The sequence below is a fragment of the Sphingobium sp. B2D3A genome (assembly GCF_025961795.1).
Lineage (GTDB): Bacteria > Pseudomonadota > Alphaproteobacteria > Sphingomonadales > Sphingomonadaceae > Sphingobium.
In genome coordinates this window covers 1,642,502-1,666,543 of sequence record NZ_JAOQOI010000001.1, presented here as the reverse complement: position 1 = coordinate 1,666,543, position 24,042 = coordinate 1,642,502, and the positions used below count along the sequence as shown (strand labels likewise).

Annotated in this window: 20 protein-coding genes; 7 read left to right on the top strand and 13 right to left on the bottom strand. The window is 65.1% G+C overall.

Going from position 1 to position 24,042, the window contains the following annotated elements:
- Positions 1-8 precede the first annotated feature (8 nt).
- The 7 genes from ligA to M2337_RS07675 form a co-directional block, all read right to left on the bottom strand.
- Entirely contained in the window at positions 9-2,162 is a 2,154-nt protein-coding gene (ligA, locus tag M2337_RS07705; RefSeq protein WP_413716230.1) for an NAD-dependent DNA ligase LigA, read from the bottom strand.
- Positions 2,163-2,218: 56 nt separating this feature from the next.
- Positions 2,219-2,467, bottom strand: a complete 249-nt coding sequence (locus M2337_RS07700; RefSeq protein WP_264569743.1) for a hypothetical protein — start codon at positions 2,465-2,467, stop codon at positions 2,219-2,221.
- A gap of 83 nt (positions 2,468-2,550) precedes the next feature.
- Positions 2,551-4,215, bottom strand: coding sequence for a DNA repair protein RecN (gene recN, locus M2337_RS07695; protein WP_264569742.1), 1,665 nt, complete (start codon positions 4,213-4,215; stop codon positions 2,551-2,553).
- Positions 4,216-4,287: 72 nt separating this feature from the next.
- On the bottom strand, positions 4,288-5,073 hold the full coding sequence (locus M2337_RS07690; RefSeq protein ID WP_181559017.1) for an outer membrane protein assembly factor BamD: 786 nt from the start codon (positions 5,071-5,073) through the stop codon (positions 4,288-4,290).
- A gap of 342 nt (positions 5,074-5,415) precedes the next feature.
- Positions 5,416-5,841, bottom strand: a complete 426-nt coding sequence (locus tag M2337_RS07685; protein WP_264569741.1) for a hypothetical protein — start codon at positions 5,839-5,841, stop codon at positions 5,416-5,418.
- Positions 5,842-6,050: 209 nt separating this feature from the next.
- Complete coding sequence (locus tag M2337_RS07680; protein ID WP_264569740.1) at positions 6,051-6,470, bottom strand: hypothetical protein; 420 nt, start codon at positions 6,468-6,470, stop codon at positions 6,051-6,053.
- A gap of 273 nt (positions 6,471-6,743) precedes the next feature.
- Entirely contained in the window at positions 6,744-7,271 is a 528-nt protein-coding gene (locus M2337_RS07675; RefSeq protein WP_264569739.1) for a helix-turn-helix domain-containing protein, read from the bottom strand.
- Between the two features lie 377 nt (positions 7,272-7,648).
- Here M2337_RS07675 and M2337_RS07670 point away from each other — a divergent pair, with 377 nt between their 5' ends.
- The 7 genes from M2337_RS07670 (at position 7,649) to M2337_RS07640 (ending at position 14,911) form a co-directional block, all read left to right on the top strand.
- Positions 7,649-8,803 (top strand): iron-containing alcohol dehydrogenase, encoded by a 1,155-nt coding sequence (locus M2337_RS07670; protein WP_264569738.1) that lies wholly within the window; start codon positions 7,649-7,651, stop codon positions 8,801-8,803.
- A 12-nt stretch (positions 8,804-8,815) separates the two neighbouring features.
- Entirely contained in the window at positions 8,816-10,129 is a 1,314-nt protein-coding gene (locus M2337_RS07665) for an MFS transporter (RefSeq protein WP_264569737.1), read from the top strand.
- Positions 10,126-10,863 carry an SDR family NAD(P)-dependent oxidoreductase gene (locus tag M2337_RS07660; protein ID WP_264569736.1) on the top strand — a complete coding sequence of 246 codons (738 nt, stop codon included), beginning with the start codon at positions 10,126-10,128 and terminating at the stop codon, positions 10,861-10,863. Before M2337_RS07665 ends, M2337_RS07660 begins: the two co-directional genes overlap by 4 nt.
- Before the next feature lie 99 nt (positions 10,864-10,962).
- Entirely contained in the window at positions 10,963-11,913 is a 951-nt protein-coding gene (locus M2337_RS07655; RefSeq protein ID WP_181559011.1) for a helix-turn-helix domain-containing protein, read from the top strand.
- Between the two features lie 120 nt (positions 11,914-12,033).
- Complete coding sequence (locus M2337_RS07650; RefSeq protein WP_264569735.1) at positions 12,034-12,501, top strand: nuclear transport factor 2 family protein; 468 nt, start codon at positions 12,034-12,036, stop codon at positions 12,499-12,501.
- Between the two features lie 8 nt (positions 12,502-12,509).
- Positions 12,510-13,967, top strand: coding sequence for an NAD-dependent succinate-semialdehyde dehydrogenase (locus tag M2337_RS07645; protein WP_264569734.1), 1,458 nt, complete (start codon positions 12,510-12,512; stop codon positions 13,965-13,967).
- An 8-nt stretch (positions 13,968-13,975) separates the two neighbouring features.
- Positions 13,976-14,911 (top strand): 3-keto-5-aminohexanoate cleavage protein, encoded by a 936-nt coding sequence (locus tag M2337_RS07640; RefSeq protein WP_264569733.1) that lies wholly within the window; start codon positions 13,976-13,978, stop codon positions 14,909-14,911.
- 138 nt (positions 14,912-15,049) lie between these two features.
- Here the strand turns inward: M2337_RS07640 and M2337_RS07635 are convergent, their stop codons facing one another.
- The 6 genes from M2337_RS07635 to M2337_RS07610 form a co-directional block, all read right to left on the bottom strand.
- Positions 15,050-18,034 (bottom strand): TonB-dependent receptor plug domain-containing protein, encoded by a 2,985-nt coding sequence (locus M2337_RS07635; RefSeq protein WP_264569732.1) that lies wholly within the window; start codon positions 18,032-18,034, stop codon positions 15,050-15,052.
- A gap of 190 nt (positions 18,035-18,224) precedes the next feature.
- Positions 18,225-19,130: an amidohydrolase family protein gene (locus M2337_RS07630; protein ID WP_181559006.1), complete on the bottom strand. Its 906-nt coding sequence runs from the start codon at positions 19,128-19,130 to the stop codon at positions 18,225-18,227.
- Between the two features lie 60 nt (positions 19,131-19,190).
- A complete protein-coding gene (locus tag M2337_RS07625; protein ID WP_264569731.1) occupies positions 19,191-21,755 on the bottom strand; it encodes a TonB-dependent receptor in 2,565 nt (854 codons plus the stop codon).
- A 135-nt stretch (positions 21,756-21,890) separates the two neighbouring features.
- Positions 21,891-22,253: a twin-arginine translocation signal domain-containing protein gene (locus tag M2337_RS07620; protein WP_264569730.1), complete on the bottom strand. Its 363-nt coding sequence runs from the start codon at positions 22,251-22,253 to the stop codon at positions 21,891-21,893.
- Positions 22,254-22,262: 9 nt separating this feature from the next.
- A complete protein-coding gene (locus M2337_RS07615; protein WP_181559003.1) occupies positions 22,263-23,117 on the bottom strand; it encodes an amidohydrolase family protein in 855 nt (284 codons plus the stop codon).
- 22 nt (positions 23,118-23,139) lie between these two features.
- Positions 23,140-24,042: a hypothetical protein gene (locus tag M2337_RS07610; protein WP_264569729.1), complete on the bottom strand. Its 903-nt coding sequence runs from the start codon at positions 24,040-24,042 to the stop codon at positions 23,140-23,142.

Sequence of the window (24,042 nt, the reverse complement as noted above, 5' to 3'; positions counted from 1 at the left end):
GAGGCGCCCTAGCCGGCGCTCCGCACGATCTCGGTCCAGGCGGCCTCGTCGATCACCTCGATCCCGAGGTCGGCGGCTTTCTTGAGCTTGGAGCCGGCGCCCGGCCCGGCCACCACCAGATCGGTCGACGCGCTGACCGATCCGGCCGACCGGGCGCCCAGCGCCTCGGCCTGCGCCTTGGCTTCATCGCGGCTCATCGTCTCCAGCTTGCCGGTGAAGACGATGGTCTTGCCCGAGACGGCGCTGGCCTTCACATCCACCACATAAGGCGGCGGCGAAACCTGCGCGAGCAGGTCGTCCCACGCCGCGACATTATGTTCCTCATGGAAGAAGTCGCCGAGCGCCTCGACAACGGCGCCGCCGATGCCTTCGATGGCGGTGAGCGTGGCCTTGGCCTGTTGGACAACGTCCCCGTTCGGGTCGAGCGACGTCGAGACCCGTTCGCGCATCAGCATCTCGACTTCGCTCGATGCGAACGGAAGCCGGTCGGCATTGGCAAGCATCGACCACGCTTGCAGCACCGGCAGGGTCGCGAAGGCCTTCATCAGATCGCGCGCTGTTACCGCGCCGACATGGCGAATGCCGAGGCCGAACAGCAGCCGCGCGGCATCGGGCGCGCGCCGGTCCTCGATGGCCTTGAGGAGATTGTCGACCGACTTCTCCTTCCAGCCCTCGCGGCCCAGCAGATCGGCGCGATGCTGCCTGAGCCGGAAAATGTCCGCCGGGCCATGCTCCAGCCAGCCGAGCGCGAAGAACTCGCGAATGGTCTTGTCGCCCAAGCCATCGATATCCATCGCGCCGCGACTGACGAAATGGTTGAGCCGCTCGATGCGTTGGGCCGGGCAGATGAGGCCCGCCGTGCAGCGCACATCTACTTCGCCTTCCTCCGCCACCGCCTCGCTGCCGCATTCCGGGCAATGATCGGGGAAGACATAGGGCGCCCGCTCCGCATCGCGCGTCAGATTGTCCACCACTTGCGGGATCACATCGCCGGCCCGCTGGACCAGAATCCGGTCGCCGGGCCGCACGCCCAGCCGCGCGATCTCGTCGCGATTGTGTAACGTGACGTTCTGAACCACCACGCCGCCCACCGTGACCGGCTTGAGCCGGCCCACCGGCGTCAGCTTGCCCGTGCGGCCGACCTGAATGTCGATGGCTTCCAACGTCGTCTCGGCCTGTTCGGCAGGGAATTTATGCGCAATCGCCCAGCGCGGCGCCTTGGCAACGAAGCCGAGCCGCGCCTGCCAGTCCAGCCGGTCCACCTTGTAGACCACACCGTCGATGTCGTAATTCAGGTCCGCGCGCTGCTGCTGGATGGCGCGATAATGCGCCAACATCGCCGCGCTGCCATCGCAAAGCACCAAATGCCGAGACACCGGAATGCCCCAGCCCTCCAGCGCCTTCATCACGCCATATTGCGTATCCGCCGGCAGGCCGTCCTCGCTGACCACGCCCCAGCCATGCGCGAGGAACCGCAGCGGACGACTGGCGGTGACGCTGGCATCCTTCTGGCGCAGCGATCCGGCAGCGGCATTGCGCGGATTGGCGAACTGGCGCACGCCCTCGGGGTCGAATGCCTCACCGCGCGCCTCGGCCGTCGCGCGCGCCTCGTCCATCAGTTCCGCATTGAGCGCGGTGAAGGCGGCCTTCTCCATATAGACCTCGCCGCGCACCTCCAGGATGGCCGGCGCGTCGACGGGCAGGGTCCGGGGAATATCGCCGATATGCGCAACATTGGGCGTGACATCCTCGCCCACCTCGCCATCGCCGCGCGTCGCGGCGCGAACGAGCTTGCGGTCCTCATAGCGGATGGAGAGCGACAGGCCGTCGATCTTGTCCTCCGCAGTCATCAACACCGGCTCGTCCTCACCGAGCGCCAGATAACGCCGCACGCGCGCAACGAATTCCGCCACGTCCTCGTCCGCAAAGGCATTGTCGAGGCTCATCATGCGCTTCTCGTGGCGCACCTTGGCGAGCGCGGACGTCGCCACCGAAGCGCCCACCTGCCGATTGGGGCTGTCCGCCCGGATCAAATGCGGGAAGGCCGCCTCCAGCGCATTATTCTCGCGCACCAGCGCATCGAAGGCGGCATCCCTGATCTCGGGCGCGTCATGCGCGTGATAGAGCGCGTTGTGCCGCGCGATTTCCTTCGCGAGCCGCATGAGGCGGTTTGCGGCCTCGGCTTCGGTGAGGGTGTGGGAGTCGGTAACAGCGTCAGTCACAACATTTGCTCGCATATTCGATGCCGAACCACGAATTCCCGAATGTCCATCCCGCTTGTCACATAGCCAATCCGGCACACCGCTGACTTTTTATCCGGATATCGTATGATGATCTCGCCGCTTGCATCACCGCCAGTCCATTTAGCCCAGTAAGCGCCATCGACGTTCTTCATCAACCTTGCAGCGTTACCGTTGAGCACCAACTCTCCGCCGATGATCGTTTCATCGACATCCACCCTGAACATGACTGGCCCAGCACAGCCAGCAAGTAAGGCGACGGTCAGCAAGCTCGGCAAAAATACTAACCGACAGAAATAAACCGCGGTCCTCACACCCCCTCCAGCAGCCGCTCGGCCTGCGCGCGCGCTTCGTTGGTGATCTCGGCGCCGGAGAGCATGCGCGCGATTTCCTCGCGGCGTTCGGCGTCGTCGAGCGGATGGACCCCGGTGCGGGTGATGGTGCCTTGCGAGGATTTGGCGATGAGCAGATGCGCCGCGCCGCGGGCGGCCACCTGCGGGGAGTGAGTGACGACGATCACCTGCCCGCCGCCGGAGAGCCGTGCCAGCCGCTCACCAATCGCGCCGGCCACGGCCCCGCCGACGCCCCGGTCGATCTCGTCGAAGATCATCGTGCCCGCGCTGCCCTGTGCGGCGAGCGCGACCTTGAGGGACAGGATGAAGCGCGACAATTCGCCGCCCGAGGCGATCTTGGTCAGCGGCGCGAAGGGCGCGCCGGGGTTGGTGGAAATCATGAACTCGACCCGATCCTTGCCGGACGCGCGCCACTGCCCTTCCGGCAGCGGCTCGACATCGGTGCGGAAGCGCGCGGCATCCAGCTTGAGCGGGGCCAGTTCGCCGGCCACCGCCGCGTCCAGCCGGGCGGCGGCCTCCCGGCGGCCGTCACTGAGCGCCTGCGCCGCGGCTTCATATGCCTGCCGCGCGGCCGCGACATCCCGTTCAAGATCGGCCAGCCCCGCCTCGCCCGCATCGATCCGCGCGAGCTGATCGGTCATCCGCGCCGCAAGATCGGCCAGATCGTCGGCCGCGACCTGATGCTTGCGCGCCAAGGCCCGCAGATCGAACAGGCGGGTCTCAATCGCGTCCAGCCGTGCGGGATCGACGGACAGCGCCTCGCCGGCCCGCGCGAGATGCTCCTCGGCTTCACTGGCCTCGATCACGGCGCGATCAAAGGCCGCCAGCGCCTGCGCCAGCAACTCATGCTCCTCGCCGATCCGGTCCAGCCGCCGCGCTGCCTGCCGCAGCTTGGCCAGGGCGCCGTCCGATCCGCCGAGCAAATCGTCGAGCGCGGCCATGTCCTCGGTGAGGCGCGCGCCCTTCTGCATGTCGGCGCGTTCGGTGGCGAGCGTCTCCTCTTCGCCCGGTTCGGGCGCGAAGGCCGTCAGCTCCGCCACAGCATGGGCGAGATAATCGCGTTCACGGGCAGCGCTCTCTAGCGTCTCGCGGGCCTCGGTGAGCCGCGCCTGCGCAGCCTGCCAGACGCCGTGCGCCGTGCGCACCGCCGCGGCATCCAGTCCGCCGAAGGCATCGAGCAGGTCCATATGCCCGCGCGGGTTGATGAGGCCGCGCTCGTCATGCTGGCCGTGAATCTCGACAAGATAGCCGCCGACATCGCGCAGCAGCGCCGCCGAGCAAGGCTGATCGTTGATGAAGGCGCGGCTCCCGCCATCGGCCTTGAGCGTGCGGCGGATCAGCAACGGCTCGCCCGGCTCCTGCGCGACGTCGCTTTCGGCCAGCAGGATGGCCAGGGCCGAACCGGGCGCCGGCGGATCGAATGTCGCGGTCACGCTGGCCTGATCGGCACCGGCGCGTACGAGGCCGCTATCGGCCCGCATCCCCAGCGCCAAGCCCAGCGCATCCAGCAGGATGGACTTGCCTGCGCCGGTTTCGCCGGTGAGCACAGTCAGCCCCCGCTCGAACACGAGATCGAGCGCCTCGATGAGCACGATGTTACGGATCGAGAGGCCGGTCAGCATATGCGGTGCAGAGCTAATCCATTGCCCTCATGCTGTCACCCGCCTTCGCCAGCGCAACGCGCCGGAAAGAGATCAGGCGCTCGGAGCGTGCTGCGTCATCAGGCGGTAGGAGCGCTGATACCAGTCCGAATCGGGATAGTTGGTCTGCAGCACGGCAGCGGCCCGCTTGGCTTCTTCCGGCATGCCGAGCGCCAGATAGCTCTCGACCAGACGGTGCAGCGCCTCCGCGGTGTGGCTGGTTTGCTGGTAATTGTCGACGACCTGCCGGAAGCGCATCGCGGCGGCGATCCATTCGCGGCGGCGCTGGTAGAAGCGGCCGACTTCCATTTCCTTGCCGGCGAGATGGTCGTTCACCAGATCGAGCTTGAGCCGGGCGTCCGACGCGTAGCGCGAATCGGGGTAGCGGCGGACCAGCTCGTTCAACGCATCGCGGGCCTGAAGCGTCAGCTTCTGGTCGCGCGTAACATCGCTGATCTGCTCATAATAGCATAAGGCGATCAGATAATAGGCATAGGCCGCGTCGCGGTTGCCCGGATGGATCGAAAGGAAGCGCTGGGCCGACTGGATCGACTGGCGATAATTGCGCGCGGCATAATAGCTGAACGAGCTCATCAGCTGCGCGCGGCGAGCCCAAGGCGAATAAGGATGCTGGCGCTCCACCTCGTCGAACAGCACGGCGGCCTCGGCAAAGCGACCATTGTCGAGCCGCTGCTGGCCCGCCAGATACAGCGTGCTAACGTCGCGCGCGACATAGCGCGTATCAACGCGGTTCGAACTGCGCGCGCAGCCGGCCAGCAAGGCGAGTGAGATCAGGCTGGCGGCAATCAGCCGGCCACGACGCAGCGGTGTAACGGTCATGCGCAGCCTCTTAACCGAGCAACCGGACCGCGCCAAGCGAATGATGAGCGCTTTGCGCCACGGGCAGAAGACAGATGATGCATGGCACGCGAAACAAGGACCGGCCCGTTGAACCGACGCTGAACGAGAGCGGCTGAATGGGCGCTTGCCCCTCTTTTCCCATGCGAGCGCACTGCCCGCAAACCGCGCCGCCGCTCTCTGTGTGGGAGGTGGGAAGCGGCGACGCGGCCTGCACCTTGCGGAGCAGAAAACGGTCGACGCCCGACCCGAACCGGGGAATGCGCACGCCAGCGTGGGGGATGGCGGCACACGGTTCAGGCCGGTCGTCGACCTGCGAAGCTGTCAGACGTCCGGGTGGTCGCTGACATAACTCCGCATCCTCGCGGACCCGAGGGGCGTTAGCCCGACCGTCCGCCGCTCGGGTTCTTCACCCGCAACGACGGCCAGCCCCGCTTGGACCAGTTTATCGATCACTGCAGCGGCCTCAGCCGGGCTGAGCATGTTGCCCACGGCCAGGGCCGTGTCGCTCACCGGACTGGACTGCAGTTCACCGACGAAAAGAGAGAGCATCACGTCCATGGCGCGATCGGCCATGACGGGCGTGTAGAAATGCTTGCTGCGCAGACGGCCGAGCATATGCATGCGGCCGGCCTTGGCCCGCAGAACGCTCGAGGCCTCCGCGGTGCGAGGATCAGCCGGCGGGTCCGGCCGGGCTGCGGCGTCGCGTTGCACGATATTGGGCACGTCAAAAAACTTTCGATTCGGCATCGCACTACCCTCGCCGCGCGGGAAACACCCCGCGCGCGAAAGATGCGCCGCCGCTGTGAGAAGAGGCGGCGGATAGACCACCGCCCCTGCCGGCGCATGTCCCGTAACCACCAGACAGGAGGAGCCTACCGTCACCAGCCGCGCTCACTGGCCGGGAAGACCGGGCCGAGCGGCGGGAATAAGACCCGTGAGGTGGTCGGGTTGACCGCTCATTGTCCAATACCGCGATGGTCGCCGAGATAATTACGCATTCGCGCCGATCCCATCGGGGTCAGGGTGAGCGCACCGTCTTCCCCGACAGCAGGCCCGCCCGCTCCCGCCGACCCGGCGCGGACCAGACCTGCCTTGATCAGCGATGCAACCACCTCGTCTTGCGGATCGCTGCACAGATCCTGCGCGCCGTTCAACGATGCCCGGGAGACCGTCCGCCCCTCGCTCTGGGCAAGGAACAGCGTCAGCATGGCCGCCATGGCGCCATCGGCCATCACCGGCTCTGGAAAGAGGGCACTGCGCTGGCCCATGAGGGCCTGCAAACGCCGCGCCCGCTCGATCACCGGGTCATCCGGCAGACAAGCGCGCGCATCGTCGTCCACGCCCGGTGGGCGCGACTTATTGGCTGTATCGAACATCACGATCCGTCCCTGGGATATTCGCGGGGTTCACGCTGAACCCGTGTCGCCTCACCTATCCCTGCCTCAACATCATTCTCAAACGCGTGGCAGTCAGCGGCGGTCCGTCATGTCTTGAAGTCGATTGTCATCTGGTGCGACCCTGCAATTTTAGAAGCCTTTTTGGCTTTCTAAGGTAACATTATGTTATGCGAGCTTCACTTTGTGCGCCGTGATCACGGGAAGTCAACCGCTAAAGGACGGGCCGATGGAGCGATGCGATGGGGTCCCACCTCATCTGTCCCGTTTTGATTCGTTCCTGCCGGAATCAGCACCAAAACGGCACGCTTCGAGGATGTTGGACAGCGCCGGCAGCATTGCCGCGCGAAAGGCATAGCTGCGGCGGCCTGTCTCGATCGCCGATCCGGCGAGGCCTTTTTCGTTGAGCGCAGCCCGCAGCGTCGAGATGTGAACCTTGATCGCCGCACGCGACATCGCACCGCGATCCAGGAGCAACGCAAGTTCATCGAGCGGGATCAGCCGGTCAGGCTCGGCAATCAGACGCAGGAGCAGGCGCGCACAGATATGGCCCCGCAGTGCCAGGGCCGCATTCAGATGGGCAACCGCCATAGGCTCGTTCGCGTGGCTGAGCAGCCCAACCGGCAACGCGCCGTCGGCAAAGGGCCTCGCACCAGCCCCTTCCGCAACCTCCTGCTCCATCTCAAGCAGATGGCGCGCGGCCTCGATTCGGTCTGCAGCTTCCTGAATCAGTCGGGCCGCACGATGACGGCGCGCTTGGCCGGATCGATCTGGCTCCGTCACCCCGCCCCTCCACGGTCAACGGGGACACGTCATTGGGCGGCTTGCAATGGCGCGGTGCGGCACCGGTCTTATGCCCTGCAAGGTGCCGGAGCGTGGCATGGGTTCCTTCCTGTCGATCAAGCGGGAGACGCTAACCCAGTCCGCCCCCGGCATTCCATCAATTGCCTCCATTTCGGAGTCGAAAAGGCGCGGCGAGGTTAGCACCGCTGCCGGGCGCGCTTCGTCAGCCCGCGGCTCGCGCGGAGCCCTGCCCCTTTCGCCCTTTGGCTCCGCCACCAAGTGCCGATACGAGCGCGGCAAAGCATATTGCCGCCTAGATCAAGACAGCACGCCGCGCGCTACCGAGAGAGAGACGGGATGGGATGGAGAGGTGAGCCTTGCAATCTGAACAGCTTTTGAGCCTGCGCAATGTCCGCGCGGTGCGCATCGGTGCCGGTCTTCTGCCGGCCTGCGCAACCGATGTCGTCGCGTCCGGCGCCGAAAGCGCGCTGATCGTCTCCGGCAGCCCCCTGCGTGCGCTCAGCGAAGCACTCGCCTCCGAACTGGCCAAAGCCCGCTGCGCCGCCACGATTTTCGACGCCATCGCCGGCGAGCCGACCTTCGCTGATTTCGAGGCTGCCATGGCGACGGCGCGCGAGAGCCAAGCCGGCTTCATCATCGGACTGGGCGGCGGCAGTGCGATGGACGTCGCCAAACTCGTCGCCGCGCTGATGGATGGCGCGCAGAGCATCGATGACGTCATCGGCACAGGCCTTCTCCAAGGTCGCGCCATTCCGCTCGCCTGCATCCCAACCACCGCCGGCACCGGCAGCGAAGTCACCCCCATCGCCATTCTGGAAGACGTGGCGGCGGAACTGAAGAAGGGCGTGGTCAGCGATCATCTGGTGCCGGATTTCGCCTATCTGGATGCCGAACTCACCGTCTCCATGCCCCGCGCCGTCACGGCCGCGACCGGGCTGGATGCGCTTACGCATTGCATCGAGGCCTATGCCAACCGCTTTGCCCATCCCGTCGTCGATGCCTGGGCGCTCGAAGGCATCCGCCTGATCGCCGGGCATCTCGAACGGGCCTGCATGGACGGCACCGATCTGGAGGCGCGCGATGCCATGCTGCGTGCGGCGCATCTTGGCGGCATGTGCCTTGGGCCGGTCAACACCGCGGCAGTGCACGCTCTGGCCTATCCGCTCGGCGGCGAATTCCACATCCCCCACGGCGTCGCCAACTCGCTGCTGCTGCCGCATGTGCTGCGCTTCACCCTGCCCGCCGCCCCCGCTCGCTATGCTGAGGTCGCTGCCGCCCTAGGCGTGGCGCGGACCGGCAATGACGAGGCGGACGCGCTGGCCGGCATCGCGCAGATCGAGCACCTTTCCGCTGCCATCGGCGTCGAGCGGCACTTGTCCGCCTTCGGCATCGGCGCCAACGCGGTGCCCAAGATGGCCGCCGCCGCCATGACCGTGCAACGACTGCTCATCAGAAATCCGCGCGAGGTCACCGAATCCGATGCGCGCGCCATCTACGAAGCTGCGCTATAGGACCGACACCCCATGAAAGCCGACCTCTTCTCCTGGTATCGCGGCGCGGACCGCAAAACCCGCCGCGTGTTCTGGACGTGCAGCGCCGGCTGGGCGATGGATAGCGCGGATGGGCTGGTCTATCAGTATCTCATCCCGCTGCTCATCGTCGGCCTTGGCATCTCGCTGACCGAGGCCGGGACCATCGCCAGCGCCAATTATTTCGCGGCGGCGATCGGCGGCTGGATCGGCGGCTGGTTGTGCGACCGCTATGGCCGCGCCCGCATCCTGCAGCTCACTATCCTGTGGTTCTCCTTCTTCTCCTTCGCCTCCGGCTTTGCCCAGAATTTCGAGCAACTGCTCGTGCTGCGCGTGTTGCAGGGCATCGGCTTCGGGGCGGAATGGGCGGTGGGCGCGGTGCTGCTCGGCGAAATCGTCTCACCCAAGCATCGCGGCAAGGCGCTGGGCACGCTGCACAGCGGCGCGGCAGTCGGCTCCGGTCTGGCCGCGTTGATCGCCGGACCTTTCGCCTCCGCCTTCGATCCCGAGATCGGCTGGCGCCTCGCCTTCTTCGTCGGCATCATTCCGGCCGCCTTGATCTTCTTCATCCGGCGTGGGTCCGACGATTCCGACCTGTTCAAACAGGCCCAGCAGCGCGCCCAGGAAACCGGGCAGCGCACCAGCCTCACCAGCATCTTCCGGCCCAAGGTCGTCCGCATCACCATCTTGGCATCGCTGCTGGCCGTCGGTGCGCAGGGCGCGGGCTATGCGGTGAGCAGCTATCTGACGGTGTTCCTCGCCAATGAGCGCGGTATCGGCATCGCGATGGCCGGGCTGTGCGTGATGTTCAACAGCGTCGGCGGCTTCTTCGGTTTTCTGTTCAACGCCGCGATCAGCGACTTTGTCGGGCGCCGCAACGCCTTCCGGCTGTTCGGCCTCGGCTTCGTGATCTCCGCCGCCATCTATCTGTTCGGGCCATGGGGCGGGAATGTCTGGTTCCTCGTGCCGTTCGGCATCGTCTACGGCTTCTTCCAGTTCGGCATCTATGCAAGCTTCGGCCCCTATTTCACCGAATTGTTCCCGACCGAACTGCGCGGCACCGGCCAGGCCTTTGCTTATAATTTCGGCCGTGCCGCGAGCGCTCTGTTCATCATGACGGTGCCTTTAGTGGCCACCATCATCCCGCTGGGCGCGGCGATGGCCATCGTCGGAATGGGCGGCATCCTGTGCGCCCTCATCGCAACGCTGATGCTGCCCGAGACCGCCGGCCGCGCGCTGCAGTCACTGGATGACTTCGGTCGGGACGAAGCCCCCCAACCCATTGAGGCAAAGGCAACCGCTCCATGAGCCAGCAGCCCATCGCGATCGTCATCGGCGGCAGCCGCGGCATCGGCGCCGCCATCGTCCGGCTGCTCGCGACGTCCGGCTACCATGTCGTGTTCAGCTATGCGCGGGACACAGCGTCGGCGCAGGCCGTCGCAGCGAGCGTCACCACTGCCGGCGGTCAGGCCCACGCGGTGCAGGCAGACAGCGCGCGCGAAGCCGATCTGATTGCGCTGTTCGACCAAGCACAGGCGCTGGGCCCGATCGGCGCGCTCGTCTATTCCGCCGGGATCACCGGCCAGGCCTCTCCCCTGGCGGAGGTCTCGGCGGAAACCCTCGAGCGCGTCATGGCGGTCAATCTCACCGGCGCGATGCTGGCCGCGCGTGAGGCCGTGCGGTGCATGGCCCTCTCGCGCGGCGGTGCGGGCGGCGGCATCGTCTTCATCTCGTCGCGGGCGACCGCTTATGGGTCAGCCGGGGAATATGTCTGGTATGCCGCATCCAAAGGCGGGCTCGACAGCCTGATGACCGGACTGGCGCGGGAAGTCGGCGGCGATGGCATTCGCGTCAACTGCGTCTCCCCCGGCCCGGTCGCCACGGACATGCTGAGCGCCGAGCGGCTGGCCGCCGGCGCCGCCCGCGTGCCGATGCAGCGCGCAGCCCAGGCGGACGAGATCGCGCAGGCGGTCCGTTACCTGCTCTCGCCCGACGCCTCTTTTGTGAATGGCGCGAACCTCGCCGTTTCCGGCGGCGTGTGACGATGGGAAACTTGCAAAGCGCCTTGAAATGGTTGACCCTGAAGGAAAGCGGCCGGGACGCCTCGATAGAAGGACAGAGGGCACGCGGAGAGGATAAGCATGGAATCCTACAGCACTGAAGCCTTCCCCATATCGACGCGCGCGGCGGCATGGACAAAGCTCTATTCGCAGCAGCTCAATCGCGTGAACTTCACGCCCGCGGACCGGCATGAGTTTGCCGCGCGGCTCAGCCTCAGCCATTTCGGGCCGATCCAGCTCGCCAGCATCGCGGCCAACCGCAGCCATATCGAGCGGACGCGCAACCACATCCGCCCCGGCGCGCCACGTCTTTATTCCTTCCTGATGCAGGCGCGCGGCAACAGCGTGCTCGACCATTGCGGGCATCAGGCCCAGCTCGATCAGGGTGATTTCGTGCTGTGCGACAGCGCGGCGCCGCACAGCTTCACGCTCGGTGACAATTCGATGATCATCATGCTGCGCGTGGATGCCGGCCTCATCAAGAAGCACCTGCCGACGCCCGAGCGCTTCTGCGGCCTCAAGCTCGATCACGAGGTGGGGCTGACCGCGGTCATGTCCGCCATGCTCGAAAATCTGAACACGCAGGTGCAGAGCGGCTTCCATTCCGATCATGATGGCCGTTTCGCCCGCCACGTGCTGGAAATGCTCTCCACGGCCTATGCGATGGGCTTTGACGAGCAGCCGGAAGGCTCGGCGGTGATGCTCGGCCGACAGAGCGAAGTCATTCGCTACATCGAGGACAATCTGCGCGACCCGGAACTGACGCCCGCACGCGTCGCCGAGGGGCTGCGCATCTCGCCGCGCTACCTGCGCACGCTCTTCGCCTCGCGCGGGGAGAAGGCGTCGAGCTACATCGTGCGGCGGCGGCTGGAGGAGTGCGGCAAGCAGCTGCGCAACCCCGCCTGGGCCGGCCATACGCTGACCGAGATCGCCTTTGCCTGGGGGTTCAACAGCGCGGCGCATTTCACCCGCACCTTCCACGAACATTTCGGCATGGCGCCGCGCGATTACCGGCGCGCTGGCTCGAACTGACCAGCCGCGCGGGCGCCTTCCTGAGCAAGTCATCCTGCCCGCCCGGGCAAGCGGCGACGCAACCTCTATGTCAGCCCGGTCTCCACGCCGACAGGCGAGACATGGAGGACGGAAGACGCAATGGTTGCTAGGGAAGTGCTTGATCTGAACCAGATATTGTCGCTGCAGCTGACCGAGTATTGGCACGAGATCGATACCAACAAGGGGCGCAAGGCCTCGGATTATTATACCGAGGACGCCGTCTTCCACGGCCAGTTCGCCTCCTATAACGGCCGCGCGAAAATCCAGCAATTCTACGATTGGCGCGCCGAACGCGGCGAGCGGCTCGCGGTCCATGCCTTCACCAACTTCCGAGCATGGTTCACCGGGCCGGACAGCGCGGAAGCGACCAATTACCTGTTCCTCTATGCCGCCGATGGCGTGCGTCCCCTCCCCACCCATCCGCCGGTGACGATCTCGCTGGCGACCGACCGCTATGTTCGCGGCGCCGCCGGGCGCTGGCTGTGCACCTATCGCCGGTTCGTGCATTTGTTCGAGAGTGATACCCCCATCACAAATCCGAACCTGGACGATCAAGAAGCAAAGTGAGCAGGCCCATGAGCAGACAGCGCGGCGAACTCGACGAGAAGGATCTTCTGCTTTCCAAGGCCTATGTGGCCGGTGAATGGGTGGATGGCAGCGGCGACCCCATCGCCGTCGACGATCCCTATACGCTCAAGACCGTGGGACAGGTGCCGCGCGTCAGCGAAGCGCAAGTGTCTGAGGCCATCGATGCCGCGAACCGCGCCTTCCCGCAATGGGCGCGGCGGCCTGCCAAGGAGCGCGGCGCGATCCTGCGGCGCTGGTATGAGCTGGTCATCCAGCACAAGGAGGACTTTGCCCGGCTCATCACGCTTGAGAATGGGAAGGCGCTCAAGGAATCGCGCGCCGAGGTCGACTATGGCGCCGGCTTCCTCGAATTCTACGCCGATGAGGCGGCCCGCTCGGTGGGCGAGATCATCCCCGCCCCGGTGACCGGCCGCCGCCTGATGGTCGAGCGCGAGCCGATCGGCGTGTGCGTGGCGATCACGCCATGGAACTTCCCGCTCGCCATGCTCACGCGCAAGGTCGGGCCGGCGCTGGCGGCCGGCTGCACCATCGTCGCCAAGCCGGCCGAGCTGACGCCGCTCACGGCACTGGCCTTTGCCAAGCTGGGTGAAGAAGCAGGCGTGCCGGCGGGCGTTTTCAGCGTCGTCACCGGCAATTCCAAGACTATCGGCCCGGTGATGACCGGATCGCCGATCGTCCGCAAACTCTCCTTCACCGGCTCGACCCCGGTGGGCGCGATGCTGGCGGAAGCCTGCGCCCCGACGATCAAGCGGCTCGGCCTCGAACTGGGCGGCAATGCGCCGCTGCTCATCTTCGATGATGCCGACCTCGACACCGCAGTCGAAACGGCGATGGTCGCCAAGTTCCGTAATGGCGGCCAGAGCTGCGTCGCGGCGAACCGCATCTATGTGCAGAATGGCATCCGCGACCGCTTTCTCGACGCGTTTGGTAGCAAGGTCGCGACGATGAAGGCCGGCGACGGCTTTGAAGACGGCATCGATGTGGGCCCGATGATCGACGATCGCGCCATTGCCAAGATCGACGAGCATCGCGAGGATGCGCTGCGCCATGGCGGACGTCTGATTGCCGGGGGCGCATCGCCGGGCGGGCGCATCGCGGTGCCGACGCTGATTGGCGACGTTGCATCGGATGCGCTGCTGACCCGCGAAGAGACCTTCGGGCCGCTGGCCGGCGTCATCGGCTTTGCCAGCGTGGAGGACGGCGTGCGGCTGGCGAACGATACGCCATTTGGCCTCGCCGCCTATCTCTGCTCCAGCGATCCGGCGACGATTGCCCGCGTGGGCCGGGATCTGGAGAGCGGCATCGTCGGCATCAACACCGGCCTCATCTCGACGCCTTATGCGCCCTTTGGCGGCGTCAAGCAGTCGGGCCTCGGGCGCGAGGGCTCGCACCACGGCCTCGCCGAATATCAAAACCTCAAATATCTCTGTCACGCAGGACTTTAGACCCGCTTATGCGCAAACACGCCAAGGTCATCATCACATGCGCGCCGACCGGCTCGATCCACACGCCCTCCATGTCGCCGCATCTACCGGTGAGCGCGGACGAGATTGCGGAGGCCGCCATTGGCGCGGCCGAGGCCGGCGCGGCGATCCTGCACCTGCATGCCCGTAACCCGGCAGACGGCAGCCCCAGCCCCCGCGCGGCGGATTTCATGGCCTTCCTGCCCCGCATCCGGCAGGCGACGGACGCGGTGGTGAATATCTCCACTGGCGGCAGCGCCACCATGTCGCTGGATGACCGGCTGGAAGGCGCCAAGCAGGCCCGGCCCGAGCTGTGCTCGCTCAACATGGGGCCGCTGATCTTCGATTTCTCCGGCGCGGCCAAGCGGGTCACCCAGTGGCAGCACGACTGGGAGCAGCCCTATGTCGAAGGCGCGCGCGGGCGGATCATGTACAATGACAATGCCTATATCGAGCGCATCATGCTGGAAGTCGGCCGGGAATTCGGCACGCGCTTCGAGTTTGAATGCTATGATATCGGCCATCTCTACACGCTCGCCCATTTCGCGGACCGGGGCCTGATCGACCCGCCCTTCCTTATCCAGGGCGTGTTCGGCATCCTGGGCGGCATCGGCGCCGACCCACGCAATCTGGCGCATATGGTGACGATTGCCGACAGCCTGTTCGGCGAGAACTATGTGTTATCCGCCTTCGCGGCAGGCCGGCATCAGCTCGCCTTCTGCACCCAGAGCGCGCTGCTCGGGGGCAATGTTCGGGTCGGGCTGGAAGACAGCCTTTTCATCGGCAAGGGCGAACTCGCCACCTCCAACGCGCAGCAGGTGGAGCGTATCCGCCTCGTGATCGAAGCCCTGGGCCGCGAGATTGCGACACCTGCCGAGGCCCGCGCGTTGCTCGGCCTCAAGGGCGGCGACGCCGTCGGCTTCTGAGCCAGAGCTTCGGCCTCCCTTCAAACTCCATCGATTTTGGGTGCCCGCCCGGCCTGAATGGCCGGGTGGGCATTTCGACAGAGGAAAGCCGGGCCTCCTTTCGGAAGCCCGGCTGGCATCTGCAGCGCTGACGTCAGATCAGAATTTGACCCGCACGCCGGTCCGGAAACGCGCCCCGAAGGTGTCGAAATAGACCGGGTTGGTCGGATAGTTGGAGCCACCCAGGCCGCCGCCACCCGGCGCAATCGGCGGCTTCTTGTCGAAGATATTGTCGATCGCACCGAACACCTCGATGCTGTTCCCACCATTTCCGACTGGGATCGCATAGGACATGGCGAGGCCGAAATAGCTCGCTCCCTTCACGCGGTTGGTGTTGATGCTATTGCGCAGCGTCGGGTCGTAGCCTTCATCTTCCGGCCCAACCCGCTCGACATTGTAGATGCCCGAGCTGATCCGGCGCATGCTCACCGTGGCGTTGAACGGCCCGCTGTCATAGCTCAGGAACGCGTTGACGATCCACGAGGGCGCGGGGTTGAAGTTGCCGCCGCTGCTCACCGGCCCGGTCTGCCCGGCATAATCGATCACCGGCGTCGTCGGATCGGCCTGCACCTTGAAGTCATATTGGTGGTTGGCCAGCACGCGCAGGTTGAGCGCCCCGCCCCAATCGGCCGAAAGGTCGGACAGGCGCAGCGTATAGTCGAACTCGAAATCGAGGCCACGCACGGTCATGCTGCCGAGGTTCACCTGGCGGGCATCGATGTACGAGATGTTCGTCGGCGAGACGAAGGTGATGCGGTCACAGAAGATGTCGAACTGATCGCAGAAATCGACGATCTGCTGGCCGCCGAGCCGGCTGACAGCATCCTCGATCGCGATCTGATACCAGTCGACCGACATGCGCAGACCCGGGATGAAGCTTGGGCGGAACACGATGCCCGCCGTTGTCGTATCCGCCTTTTCCGGCGTCAGCGCGAAGCTGCCGCCATTCAGGATCGGGGTCGGATCGTCATTGCCCACGCCCGCGATGTTCGGATTGTCGACGATGCCCTGCGATGAGCCTTCCTCCGTTGCCACCTGCCGCTGGAACAGCTCGCGGAAGCCCGCAGCGCGGATGTCGCGCGAGCGAGAGCCGCGCAGGCGCACACCGCCGCCGATTTCCCAGATGCCGCTGAGCTTGTAGCTCACCGCCTCGGTCGTCTTCTCCTCGCTGGTGAACGCATCCGACGCCTTGTTGCGCGTCCAGCGTACGGCGCCGTTGAGCTCCAGCGTCTCAAGGAACGGATGGTTCGCCAGCAGAGGCACGCTCACTTCGCCGAAGGTTTCGAGAACCTCTATGGTGCCGCCATAATCGAGGCCAAAGGTGAAGGCGTAGTCGGTGTAATTGGGGATATCGCCATGGGTCACATCGCCCTTTTCCTTGCGATATTCCACACCCGTGGCTGCGCCGACCGGCCCGGCGCCAAAGCCATCGAACAGCGAGCCGCTGATTGAGGCGGCAGCGACATGCTGGGTATAAAGGAAGTCCTCCACCACCGGGCGGTAGGCGTAGTCGATGGCCGCCTGGCTGAGATTATCGAGACCAAACAGGTTCATCGGTACGCAGCCCTGCGCGCGCGGATTGGGATTGGCCTTGAGCAGTTCCCGGCAGACGATCTGGTTGGTCGCCGGATTGACCACGGCGTCCAGCCCATATTGGAACTCGGTGTTCACGCGCGAATAGCGGGCCGACTGGTGCCGCTTGTTGCGGCCGTACTGATAATAGACGTCCCAGTTCCAACCGCCACCGATCTCGCCGGTGACGCCAAACACCGCGCGCCAGACATCTGCGGTGACGGAGTTGAGCGCCGGGATCTGCGCATCAACATCCTTGCCGAGGCTGAACTGGGTGCCGGCTAGCAGCGTCTTGAGCGAGGCCGGGAGGAAGGCATTATCCGGTTGGACGAAATAGGTCGAGCGCGGCCCGGCTGTCACGCCGCTGTTGGAGGCGGAGCGATGCGCGTAGGTGACTTCGGTATAGGCTTCGACCGTGTCCGACAGGTCGTATTTGCCGGAGAGATAGCCGACGAAGCGCTCGACCGGCGTCTGGATGTCGGAATCTGCATAGGTCGATTCGCCGTCACCGCCCTGGCGCGGACCGGTCTGCGACGATTGGACGTATGTGCCCGGATCGAACTGCACGATGCCGGTGCCGTCGTCATTGAAGCGGATGTTGCGCGCCGCCGGCGCGGCGGGCGCACGGTTGCGAACCACGCCGCGCGCATCGTTAAACGCCTGCTTGGAATTGGGGCCGATGATGAAGTTGGGCAGACCATAGCCCGGCGTGCCGGGACGATCGAAGCCCGAGAGCGAGCCGTTGGCCAGCACATTATTGGCATTCACGAAGACGTCGTAGCTTTCCGCACACCAGTCGCGCGAAAGCGAGCAATCGCCGATGCCGTCCTTCTTCTCATATTCGCCGCCGATGACGATATGGCCGCGGCTGCCGACGCGTGTGCCATAGACGAGCGATCCATGATGCCCCTTGCCATCCCCCCGGAAGGTCTGGCCATAATCGACCTGCCCGCGCAGCCCCTCGAGCTCGGTATCGAGGATCAGGTTGACGACACCGGCAATCGCATCCGACCCATAAGCCGCCGATGCGCCGCCCGTCACCGTCTCCACGCGCTTGATCATCGCGGTGGGAATGAGGTTGAGATCAACCGCACCGCCATCCGATGTCGGCACGAAGCGGCGGGAATTGACCAGCGTGAGCGTGCGCGTGCCGGAATCCGGGTTGAGCCCGCGCAGGTTCGCATAGGAAGCGCCGACATTCGCGCCCGCGGTGATGCCGGCGGTTGCGTCCGACTGGAACGCCGTGTTCTGCGGGATAAGCTCGACGATATCGCCGGCATTCACGATGCCCAGCTTCTCAGTCTGCTCGATGCCGAACACCGTGGCGGGCGTCGGCTCGTTAAAGGCGTTGTTGCGGATCCGCGTGCCCGTGACGACGATGGATTGCTCGCTCGCGCTCTCCGCCCCGCTGCTGTCCTGCGCCTGAACCGGCATTGACAGCAACGCCGCCGCCGGCAGTGCCGCCCACAGCAGATGCGACGCGCCCCCGCGTCCTTTCACTTTCAAAGTCATTCGTACGGCCTCCCCATTATGTATATTTTGCGCGCACGACCTTTGCCGGGCGCGACCTCATGCGGACCATCGCATTGCGCAACGGGCCGCTTCTTATCTCCAAGTGATCCAGCTTATGCCGAATTCGGCACAAACAGAGCCGGACGACGGCATCGCCCGGCTCCGATGTCATCGGTGTGCTGCGGTGCTCTTACGCCCAGTTGAGCGCGCGCTTAATCGTGCCGCCCAAAATCCACTCCTTGTCACTCTGCGAAATCTCATTGGTGTGGAGAAGGCTGTAGAGCGCGTCCGCATAGGGCTTCCAGTCCTTGCGGAGCGGGAAGCCATTGGGACCCGGCGGCGTTTCCGTGCCCCAGCGCTGCCGGGTCATGTCGCTCGCCCACAGGCACCGTTCCGGGCCGAAGGCGTGCAGGATCTTGTGAATGTATGGCCAGATGTCGTGATAGGGATAGGCCTCCTTGGAGATGATCGGCATCCCGCACAGCTTCACATAGACATTGGGATAGCGCGCCATGTCGAGCAGCTTGGGAAGGTTCGCCCAGCGATCCTTGGGCGGCGCGATCATCGACTGGGTGACCCCGTAGTGATCGATGATGATCGTCATGTCCGGGTGACGCTCGGCATAGATCGCGGCCTCGTGACCGAACTCATGGGCACCGACGAACATCGGGATCTTATACTTGGCGCCATAAGCGAAATAGCGGTCGAACGCGCCCTGCTTAACCAGCGGACTGACCGCGATCTGCGCGCCCGGCTTGCGCCAGACCTGCCCGTAATTGGTGAACAGCACGCGCGTGGCGAGCATCCCCGGCTTCTTCTTGAAAGCTGCCATCTGCTGCTCCAGGTCCGGCGCCGCATGGTCGAACACTTCGACCGCTCCGAACCGGTCCGGATAGTAGCGCACCGCGGCTTCATTAAAGGCCCGGCCCGCATAGATAATCGCCTTGTCGACGCCGACGCAATCGATCGCCTCGCGCGCCAGCTCGACGTTGATGAACTCTTCAAGCTGCGGCGTGATCGTCTCGCCTTCGGGCTTGGCGGCGCGCATACCGCCGCCGATATGGGGTTCGTGGATCTGACCGTCGATGATCTGCATGTACCTTGTTCCTCTCGCCTATGCTTGATGGTCGGTGGCGGGCCAGCGCCCGCCTTCCGGTCAGAACCGCTTGTTCAGGGTGAGATACCACTCACGCGGGGCGCCCGGCTGGCCGTTGATCTGCGGATAGCCGATGGCCTGGTAGATGAAGTAGTTGCGCCAGTAGAACTGCTTGAAGACGTTGGTGACGCCCGCTGCGATGGAGAAATCATACTCCTTGTTCGCGTAGGTCAGGCGAGCGTTGACCAGCGAATAGCCGTCCTGATTATACTCTACACGGTCCGGGCTGTAGACCTGGCTGCCGGTGTAGAACCAGTCGACACGCGGCGTGACCGTGCCCTGCAGAGCCGGCGCATCGAACTCATACTGGATGCCGGCATTGGCCTTGAGCTCCGGGATCGCCACCGGGCGCCGGTTCTGGCCGGCCGGGCGGGCATCAAGATCGGCCGACGAGAATTTGTGGTAGCCGATTGAGCCGCCGACCGCCAAGCCCTCGACCGGACGGAAATCCAGCTCCAACTCGAAGCCTTTCACCTTGCCCGGCGTGTTCTGGTAGAAGGTGCGACCGACGCAGGCATAGCCCGGGGTCCCGGCGTTGATCTCCGCTTGCGTCAACGGACGGCAGGTCGTGAATTCGGCATTGACCGGATTTGGAATCTCTATGAATCCGCCCGGCAAAGGCTGATCGTTCGCCCCGAGCTGATACTCCTGACCGGAGACGCTTGTCGGCCGCGTCTTGTAGTCCGTATAGAAGGCCGCAGCGTTGATCCGCAGCATGCGGTCGAACAGATCGGTCTTCACGCCCAGTTCGTACGACTGGGTTTCGTCACCCGGATATTGCGCGACCTGGCTCGGCTGCAGCGGACGGGCATTGAAGCCCGGCAGCCGCGCGCCGGTGGCCACGGACGCGTAGATCATCGTGCGCTCGCTCAGCTTGTAATCCGCGCCGACCTTCCAGTCGAACCGCTCATCCTTGATGTCGAAGTTGAAGACGGTCTGGCCGGTGGGCGAGATGGTGAACTGCGTCGAGGTGGCCGTCGTGCCATCCAGCACGCTGCGATAATCGACACCCTTCTTGTCCTTGGAGAAACGCCCACCGAGCGTCAGGCCAAAGCGATCGCCGAAGGGCCGCAGCGTGGCGTTGGCGAAGACCGCCTTGCTCTCCGGCGTGTAACGGCTCCACAGGTAACGCTGCGTGTTGTTGAACGGCGACGTGCCGGAGAAGCGCTGTTCGCCATCCGCCCAATAATAGAAGGCGCCGACGACCCAATCGGCCCAGCCGGTCTTGCCGATCAGGCGGATTTCGCCGGTCCAGTCGTCCTGGAACACATCGTTGCGATTGTTTTCCATGGCGACGGGCGAACCATCGACATCGAACCCGAAGACGCCATCGTAGCGGCGATAGCCGACGATGCCGACAACATCGATATTGTCGCTGATCTCATACTCGATCCGCGCATTGCCGCCCCAGTTCGTCTGCGGAACGTTGCTGGGGTGCGTAATGCCGCCGCGGAAGGGCGAGCCATTGTAGAATGTGTTGCCGGGAATGGCCGTGCCGGCAGCGATTGGATCGGCAAAGGTCGCGAAGGTTGTGTAAGGGTCGCCGGTGATGAAACGGCTATCATAAGCAAAGGTCGGGCCGCCCGGTGCCGTCCAGCGGTTGAACAGCGTCGAGACCGCGGAGCGGCCGGCTGCGACGGCCGGATTGATGGCGACGACGCTATCCATGGCCGCCTCTGAATTGTCCTGGAGATAATCCAGCGCGGCGGTGATCTTGAGGCGCGGCGTGGGCTCCCAGTAGATCTGGCCACGGATGGCCTGCACATCCTCACCACCCAGATGGCCGATGGTGCAATCCTTGGGCGGATTGATGTCGGAATTGTTGAGCAGGCCGGCATCCGCAGTCGGGAACAGCCCGGCCAGCTGAGGCGTGCCCCGGCGGATCATTTCGCAGCGGAAATCGAGCTGCCGCTGGTAGCCAGTCATCTTCTTGACCAGACCGGAGACAGAGAGCGACATGGTCGATCCGAGCGGCAGATTGATACCGACGCGCATCTCGCGGCGGTCATAGCTGCCGACTGTGAACTCGCCATAGCCCGAAGCTTCGCCCAGCACCGGGCGGCGGGTAGTGAGGTTGACGGCGCCGGCCAGCGAGTTGCGGCCGAACAGCGTGCCTTGCGGGCCGCGCAGCACCTCGACCCGCTCCAGATCGAGCAGATCGAACATGGAGCCGAAGACCAGCGGATAATAGACATCGTCGATATAGAAGGCGACGCCCGCCTCGCCCGACAGATTGGTCTCGCTCGAGCCGATGCCCCGGATGAAGGCGCTCATGCCGGGGCCGAATGCCGCCTGCGACTTCTCGAAGGAGACGTTGGGAACGACCCGCGACATTTCGGCGACGTTGGTCAGCCCCTGCTCCATCAGCGCGTCTGCCGGCAGCGCCGAGATGGCAATCGGCGTATCCTGCAGGTTGGTCGCGCGACGGGTCGCCGTGACGACAATGTCCGCGATCCCGGTGCCACGCTCGGAAACGCCGTCCGCCTCAGAGACCTGCGCATGGCCGGTCTGCGCTATACACAGCGCCAGCGCGGACGCTGAAAGCTTGCCGAAAGTCCTCTTCATCTCATCCCCTCCCGAATTGGTGCAGCCATGTCTGGCCTCGGGGGGAGCACTAGAGGGGCTCCATCATCCAATCTTGCCGGATGCGGCACTGAACGACGCCTTGCCCGGCATATGCCGTTTACGAACCCGCGTTCATCACGCGAACTGCTGCAGTTCCGGATAAGGCAGCGCCGGTCCCTCTCCGATGCGGAAGGTGCAGTGACCGGTATAGACCGCGGCATCGCCATGCGCGCGCACGGGCCGGCTCATGAGGTAACGGCCGTTGATCAGTCGGACGGTGCCGTTTTCGTAGCGCGCCACGACGTCCTTCTGCGCGACCCGCACCTGCCGACCGGCGAACAGCGCCTCCAGCGCATCGGTATCATCATGGATGCCATCGGCATGGAGCACTGGCACTTCGGCGGCCTGAAGAGCGGCGGGCACCATGGCCGCGCCGACGATGGCGCCGCCGCTCGCACCGATGAAGCCGCGACGGGAAAGCTGGGTGTTGGTCATCATGGTCTCCAATCAGGAAAAATAGAGCTTGAGTGCAGTCCGGCAAATCTGGGCGCGCTGGGCCGGATTGGGCACCCAGCGGCGGTAGCTGGCCAGCACCTGCTCGTAGCCGATGCGGCGTTCGTAGCCGACGAAGGGCGCGTCACTGCCCCACAGCAGGCGATCGGTGCCGACGCGCGCCACCAGATGTTCCGCGACATGCTGGGCGAGGCTTTCGAGATCGCCATCGGGGTCGTCCCGCCACGCTTCCGGCCCCGGCAGGCGGAAGCCGCCAGAGAGCTTGACCCAGGTATGTCCCTTGTCGACCGCATCGAGCATCGCGCGGAAGCCGACGCAATCGAGCGGCGCCTGCGGATCGGGATGGCCGAAATGGTCGATCACGATGTCGACCCCGCTCTCCACCAGCGCATCGAGCACCGGCGGCAGGTTCTGTCCCTCGATGGCGACATGGACATGCCAGCCAAGATCGCGGGCGCGGCGGAACAGCAGCCGATATTCGTCGCTGCGATAATCGGCATGATATTCGGCGCGGGCGAGCTGCAACCGGATGCCGATGATGCCATCGTCGCGCATCCGCTCCAGCACGTAGAAATCCGTGCCCGGCGGGACGATGGCAGTGCCGCGCAGCCTTTTATGGCGGCGCAGTTCGGAAATCAGATAGTCATTGTAGCTGCCCGAAATGCTGAGCGCCGAAATCACCGCGAAATGGATGCCATGCGCGTCCATCCGCGCCAGCAGGTCATCCGCCGTAAAGGCATAGTCCGGCGTGATCCACGCGCCGCTGGTGACGGGCATGTCCGCCGAAAAGATGTGGGCATGGCAATCGATGATAGGATTGCGCACCGCGTCATCGGTCAAGGATGTCATCTCGTCCCCCTCCTCGACTGCATCATTGCGCGCGCGGATACTCATCCGCGTTCAGCACCCAGCCGGGCATGTCCGAGAAATCGGCACGCGGGGGCGAGAAGATATCGACCAGCACGTTACGACCGGGCGCGGACGGCGCGGAGGTGTGGATGACGCGGGGCGGAATGACGCACACCGACGGCGCGCCGCAGCGCTCATGCTCGTCGTCGCGCCAGTCATGCTGGTTAGCCGTCCATGGCCAGCGCAGATGGTGCATATAGTCGCCCTGCAGCGCCAGGGAGCACTGCTCGAAATCATCGTGATGATGCGGCGAGAGCTTGGTCACATCGCGCGGCCCCTGCGGCGGGAAGACGTTGACCATGAAGGTGGTGCATCGCCAGATCTTGCCGAAGCGCCCCGGCTCGTCGGGCACGTCCAGGCTGTAGCTGCGCAGCTTGAACCCATCGACCGGATCTGGCCACGGCTGGAACGGCGGAATCTGCGGATGCGGCCCGGCATAGGCCTGCGGATTGACGACCCGCGCAAGCAGATCTTGCGCCTCCAGCGAAAACAGCCGGACGATCTGGCCAGCCGAGCGGACCGTGATGCGGCTATCGCCCGGCGGCACGAAGTTGATGCTGTTGCCGGCAATCTCGTGCGCCACGCCGTCGATCTCGATGGTCAGCGCGCTCTGGGCATCCGGCAGCAGCAGGACATATTCGTCGATCTGGCCGGCTCGCTCGAACACCGCACCTTCTTCCGCCTGCGAGTAAGCGACGACGAAATTCTGCCCACGCGTGAGCCAGGTCTTGAGGCCGGGCGCCGTCTCCTGTGGGGCTTCTTCATAGAAGCGGGCGTAAGTGGAGGCCCCGAAGGCGCTGGCCGGCGCGGCTCCCCCGGCTGCGGCAGTCGAGAGGCGGGAACGGGGATCGTCGGATTCGTACAT

What these genes read in the sequence shown, in the direction of transcription:
- ligA (WP_413716230.1), bottom strand. Translation starts at nt 2,162, where the DNA reads ATGCGGCTCGCGAAGGAAATCGCGCGGCACAACGCGCTCTATCACGCG.
- M2337_RS07635 (WP_264569732.1), bottom strand. Translation starts at nt 18,034, where the DNA reads ATGACTTTGAAAGTGAAAGGACGCGGGGGCGCGTCGCATCTGCTGTGG.
- recN (WP_264569742.1), bottom strand. Translation starts at nt 4,215, where the DNA reads ATGCTGACCGGCCTCTCGATCCGTAACATCGTGCTCATCGAGGCGCTC.
- M2337_RS07610 (WP_264569729.1), bottom strand. Translation starts at nt 24,042, where the DNA reads ATGTACGAATCCGACGATCCCCGTTCCCGCCTCTCGACTGCCGCAGCC.
- M2337_RS07630 (WP_181559006.1), bottom strand. Translation starts at nt 19,130, where the DNA reads ATGCAGATCATCGACGGTCAGATCCACGAACCCCATATCGGCGGCGGT.
- M2337_RS07665 (WP_264569737.1), top strand. Translation starts at nt 8,816, where the DNA reads ATGAAAGCCGACCTCTTCTCCTGGTATCGCGGCGCGGACCGCAAAACC.
- M2337_RS07615 (WP_181559003.1), bottom strand. Translation starts at nt 23,117, where the DNA reads ATGACATCCTTGACCGATGACGCGGTGCGCAATCCTATCATCGATTGC.
- M2337_RS07660 (WP_264569736.1), top strand. Translation starts at nt 10,126, where the DNA reads ATGAGCCAGCAGCCCATCGCGATCGTCATCGGCGGCAGCCGCGGCATC.
- M2337_RS07700 (WP_264569743.1), bottom strand. Translation starts at nt 2,467, where the DNA reads ATGTTCAGGGTGGATGTCGATGAAACGATCATCGGCGGAGAGTTGGTG.
- M2337_RS07640 (WP_264569733.1), top strand. Translation starts at nt 13,976, where the DNA reads ATGCGCAAACACGCCAAGGTCATCATCACATGCGCGCCGACCGGCTCG.
- M2337_RS07620 (WP_264569730.1), bottom strand. Translation starts at nt 22,253, where the DNA reads ATGATGACCAACACCCAGCTTTCCCGTCGCGGCTTCATCGGTGCGAGC.
- M2337_RS07645 (WP_264569734.1), top strand. Translation starts at nt 12,510, where the DNA reads ATGAGCAGACAGCGCGGCGAACTCGACGAGAAGGATCTTCTGCTTTCC.
- M2337_RS07625 (WP_264569731.1), bottom strand. Translation starts at nt 21,755, where the DNA reads ATGAAGAGGACTTTCGGCAAGCTTTCAGCGTCCGCGCTGGCGCTGTGT.
- M2337_RS07655 (WP_181559011.1), top strand. Translation starts at nt 10,963, where the DNA reads ATGGAATCCTACAGCACTGAAGCCTTCCCCATATCGACGCGCGCGGCG.
- M2337_RS07650 (WP_264569735.1), top strand. Translation starts at nt 12,034, where the DNA reads ATGGTTGCTAGGGAAGTGCTTGATCTGAACCAGATATTGTCGCTGCAG.
- M2337_RS07690 (WP_181559017.1), bottom strand. Translation starts at nt 5,073, where the DNA reads ATGACCGTTACACCGCTGCGTCGTGGCCGGCTGATTGCCGCCAGCCTG.
- M2337_RS07680 (WP_264569740.1), bottom strand. Translation starts at nt 6,470, where the DNA reads ATGTTCGATACAGCCAATAAGTCGCGCCCACCGGGCGTGGACGACGAT.
- M2337_RS07685 (WP_264569741.1), bottom strand. Translation starts at nt 5,841, where the DNA reads ATGCCGAATCGAAAGTTTTTTGACGTGCCCAATATCGTGCAACGCGAC.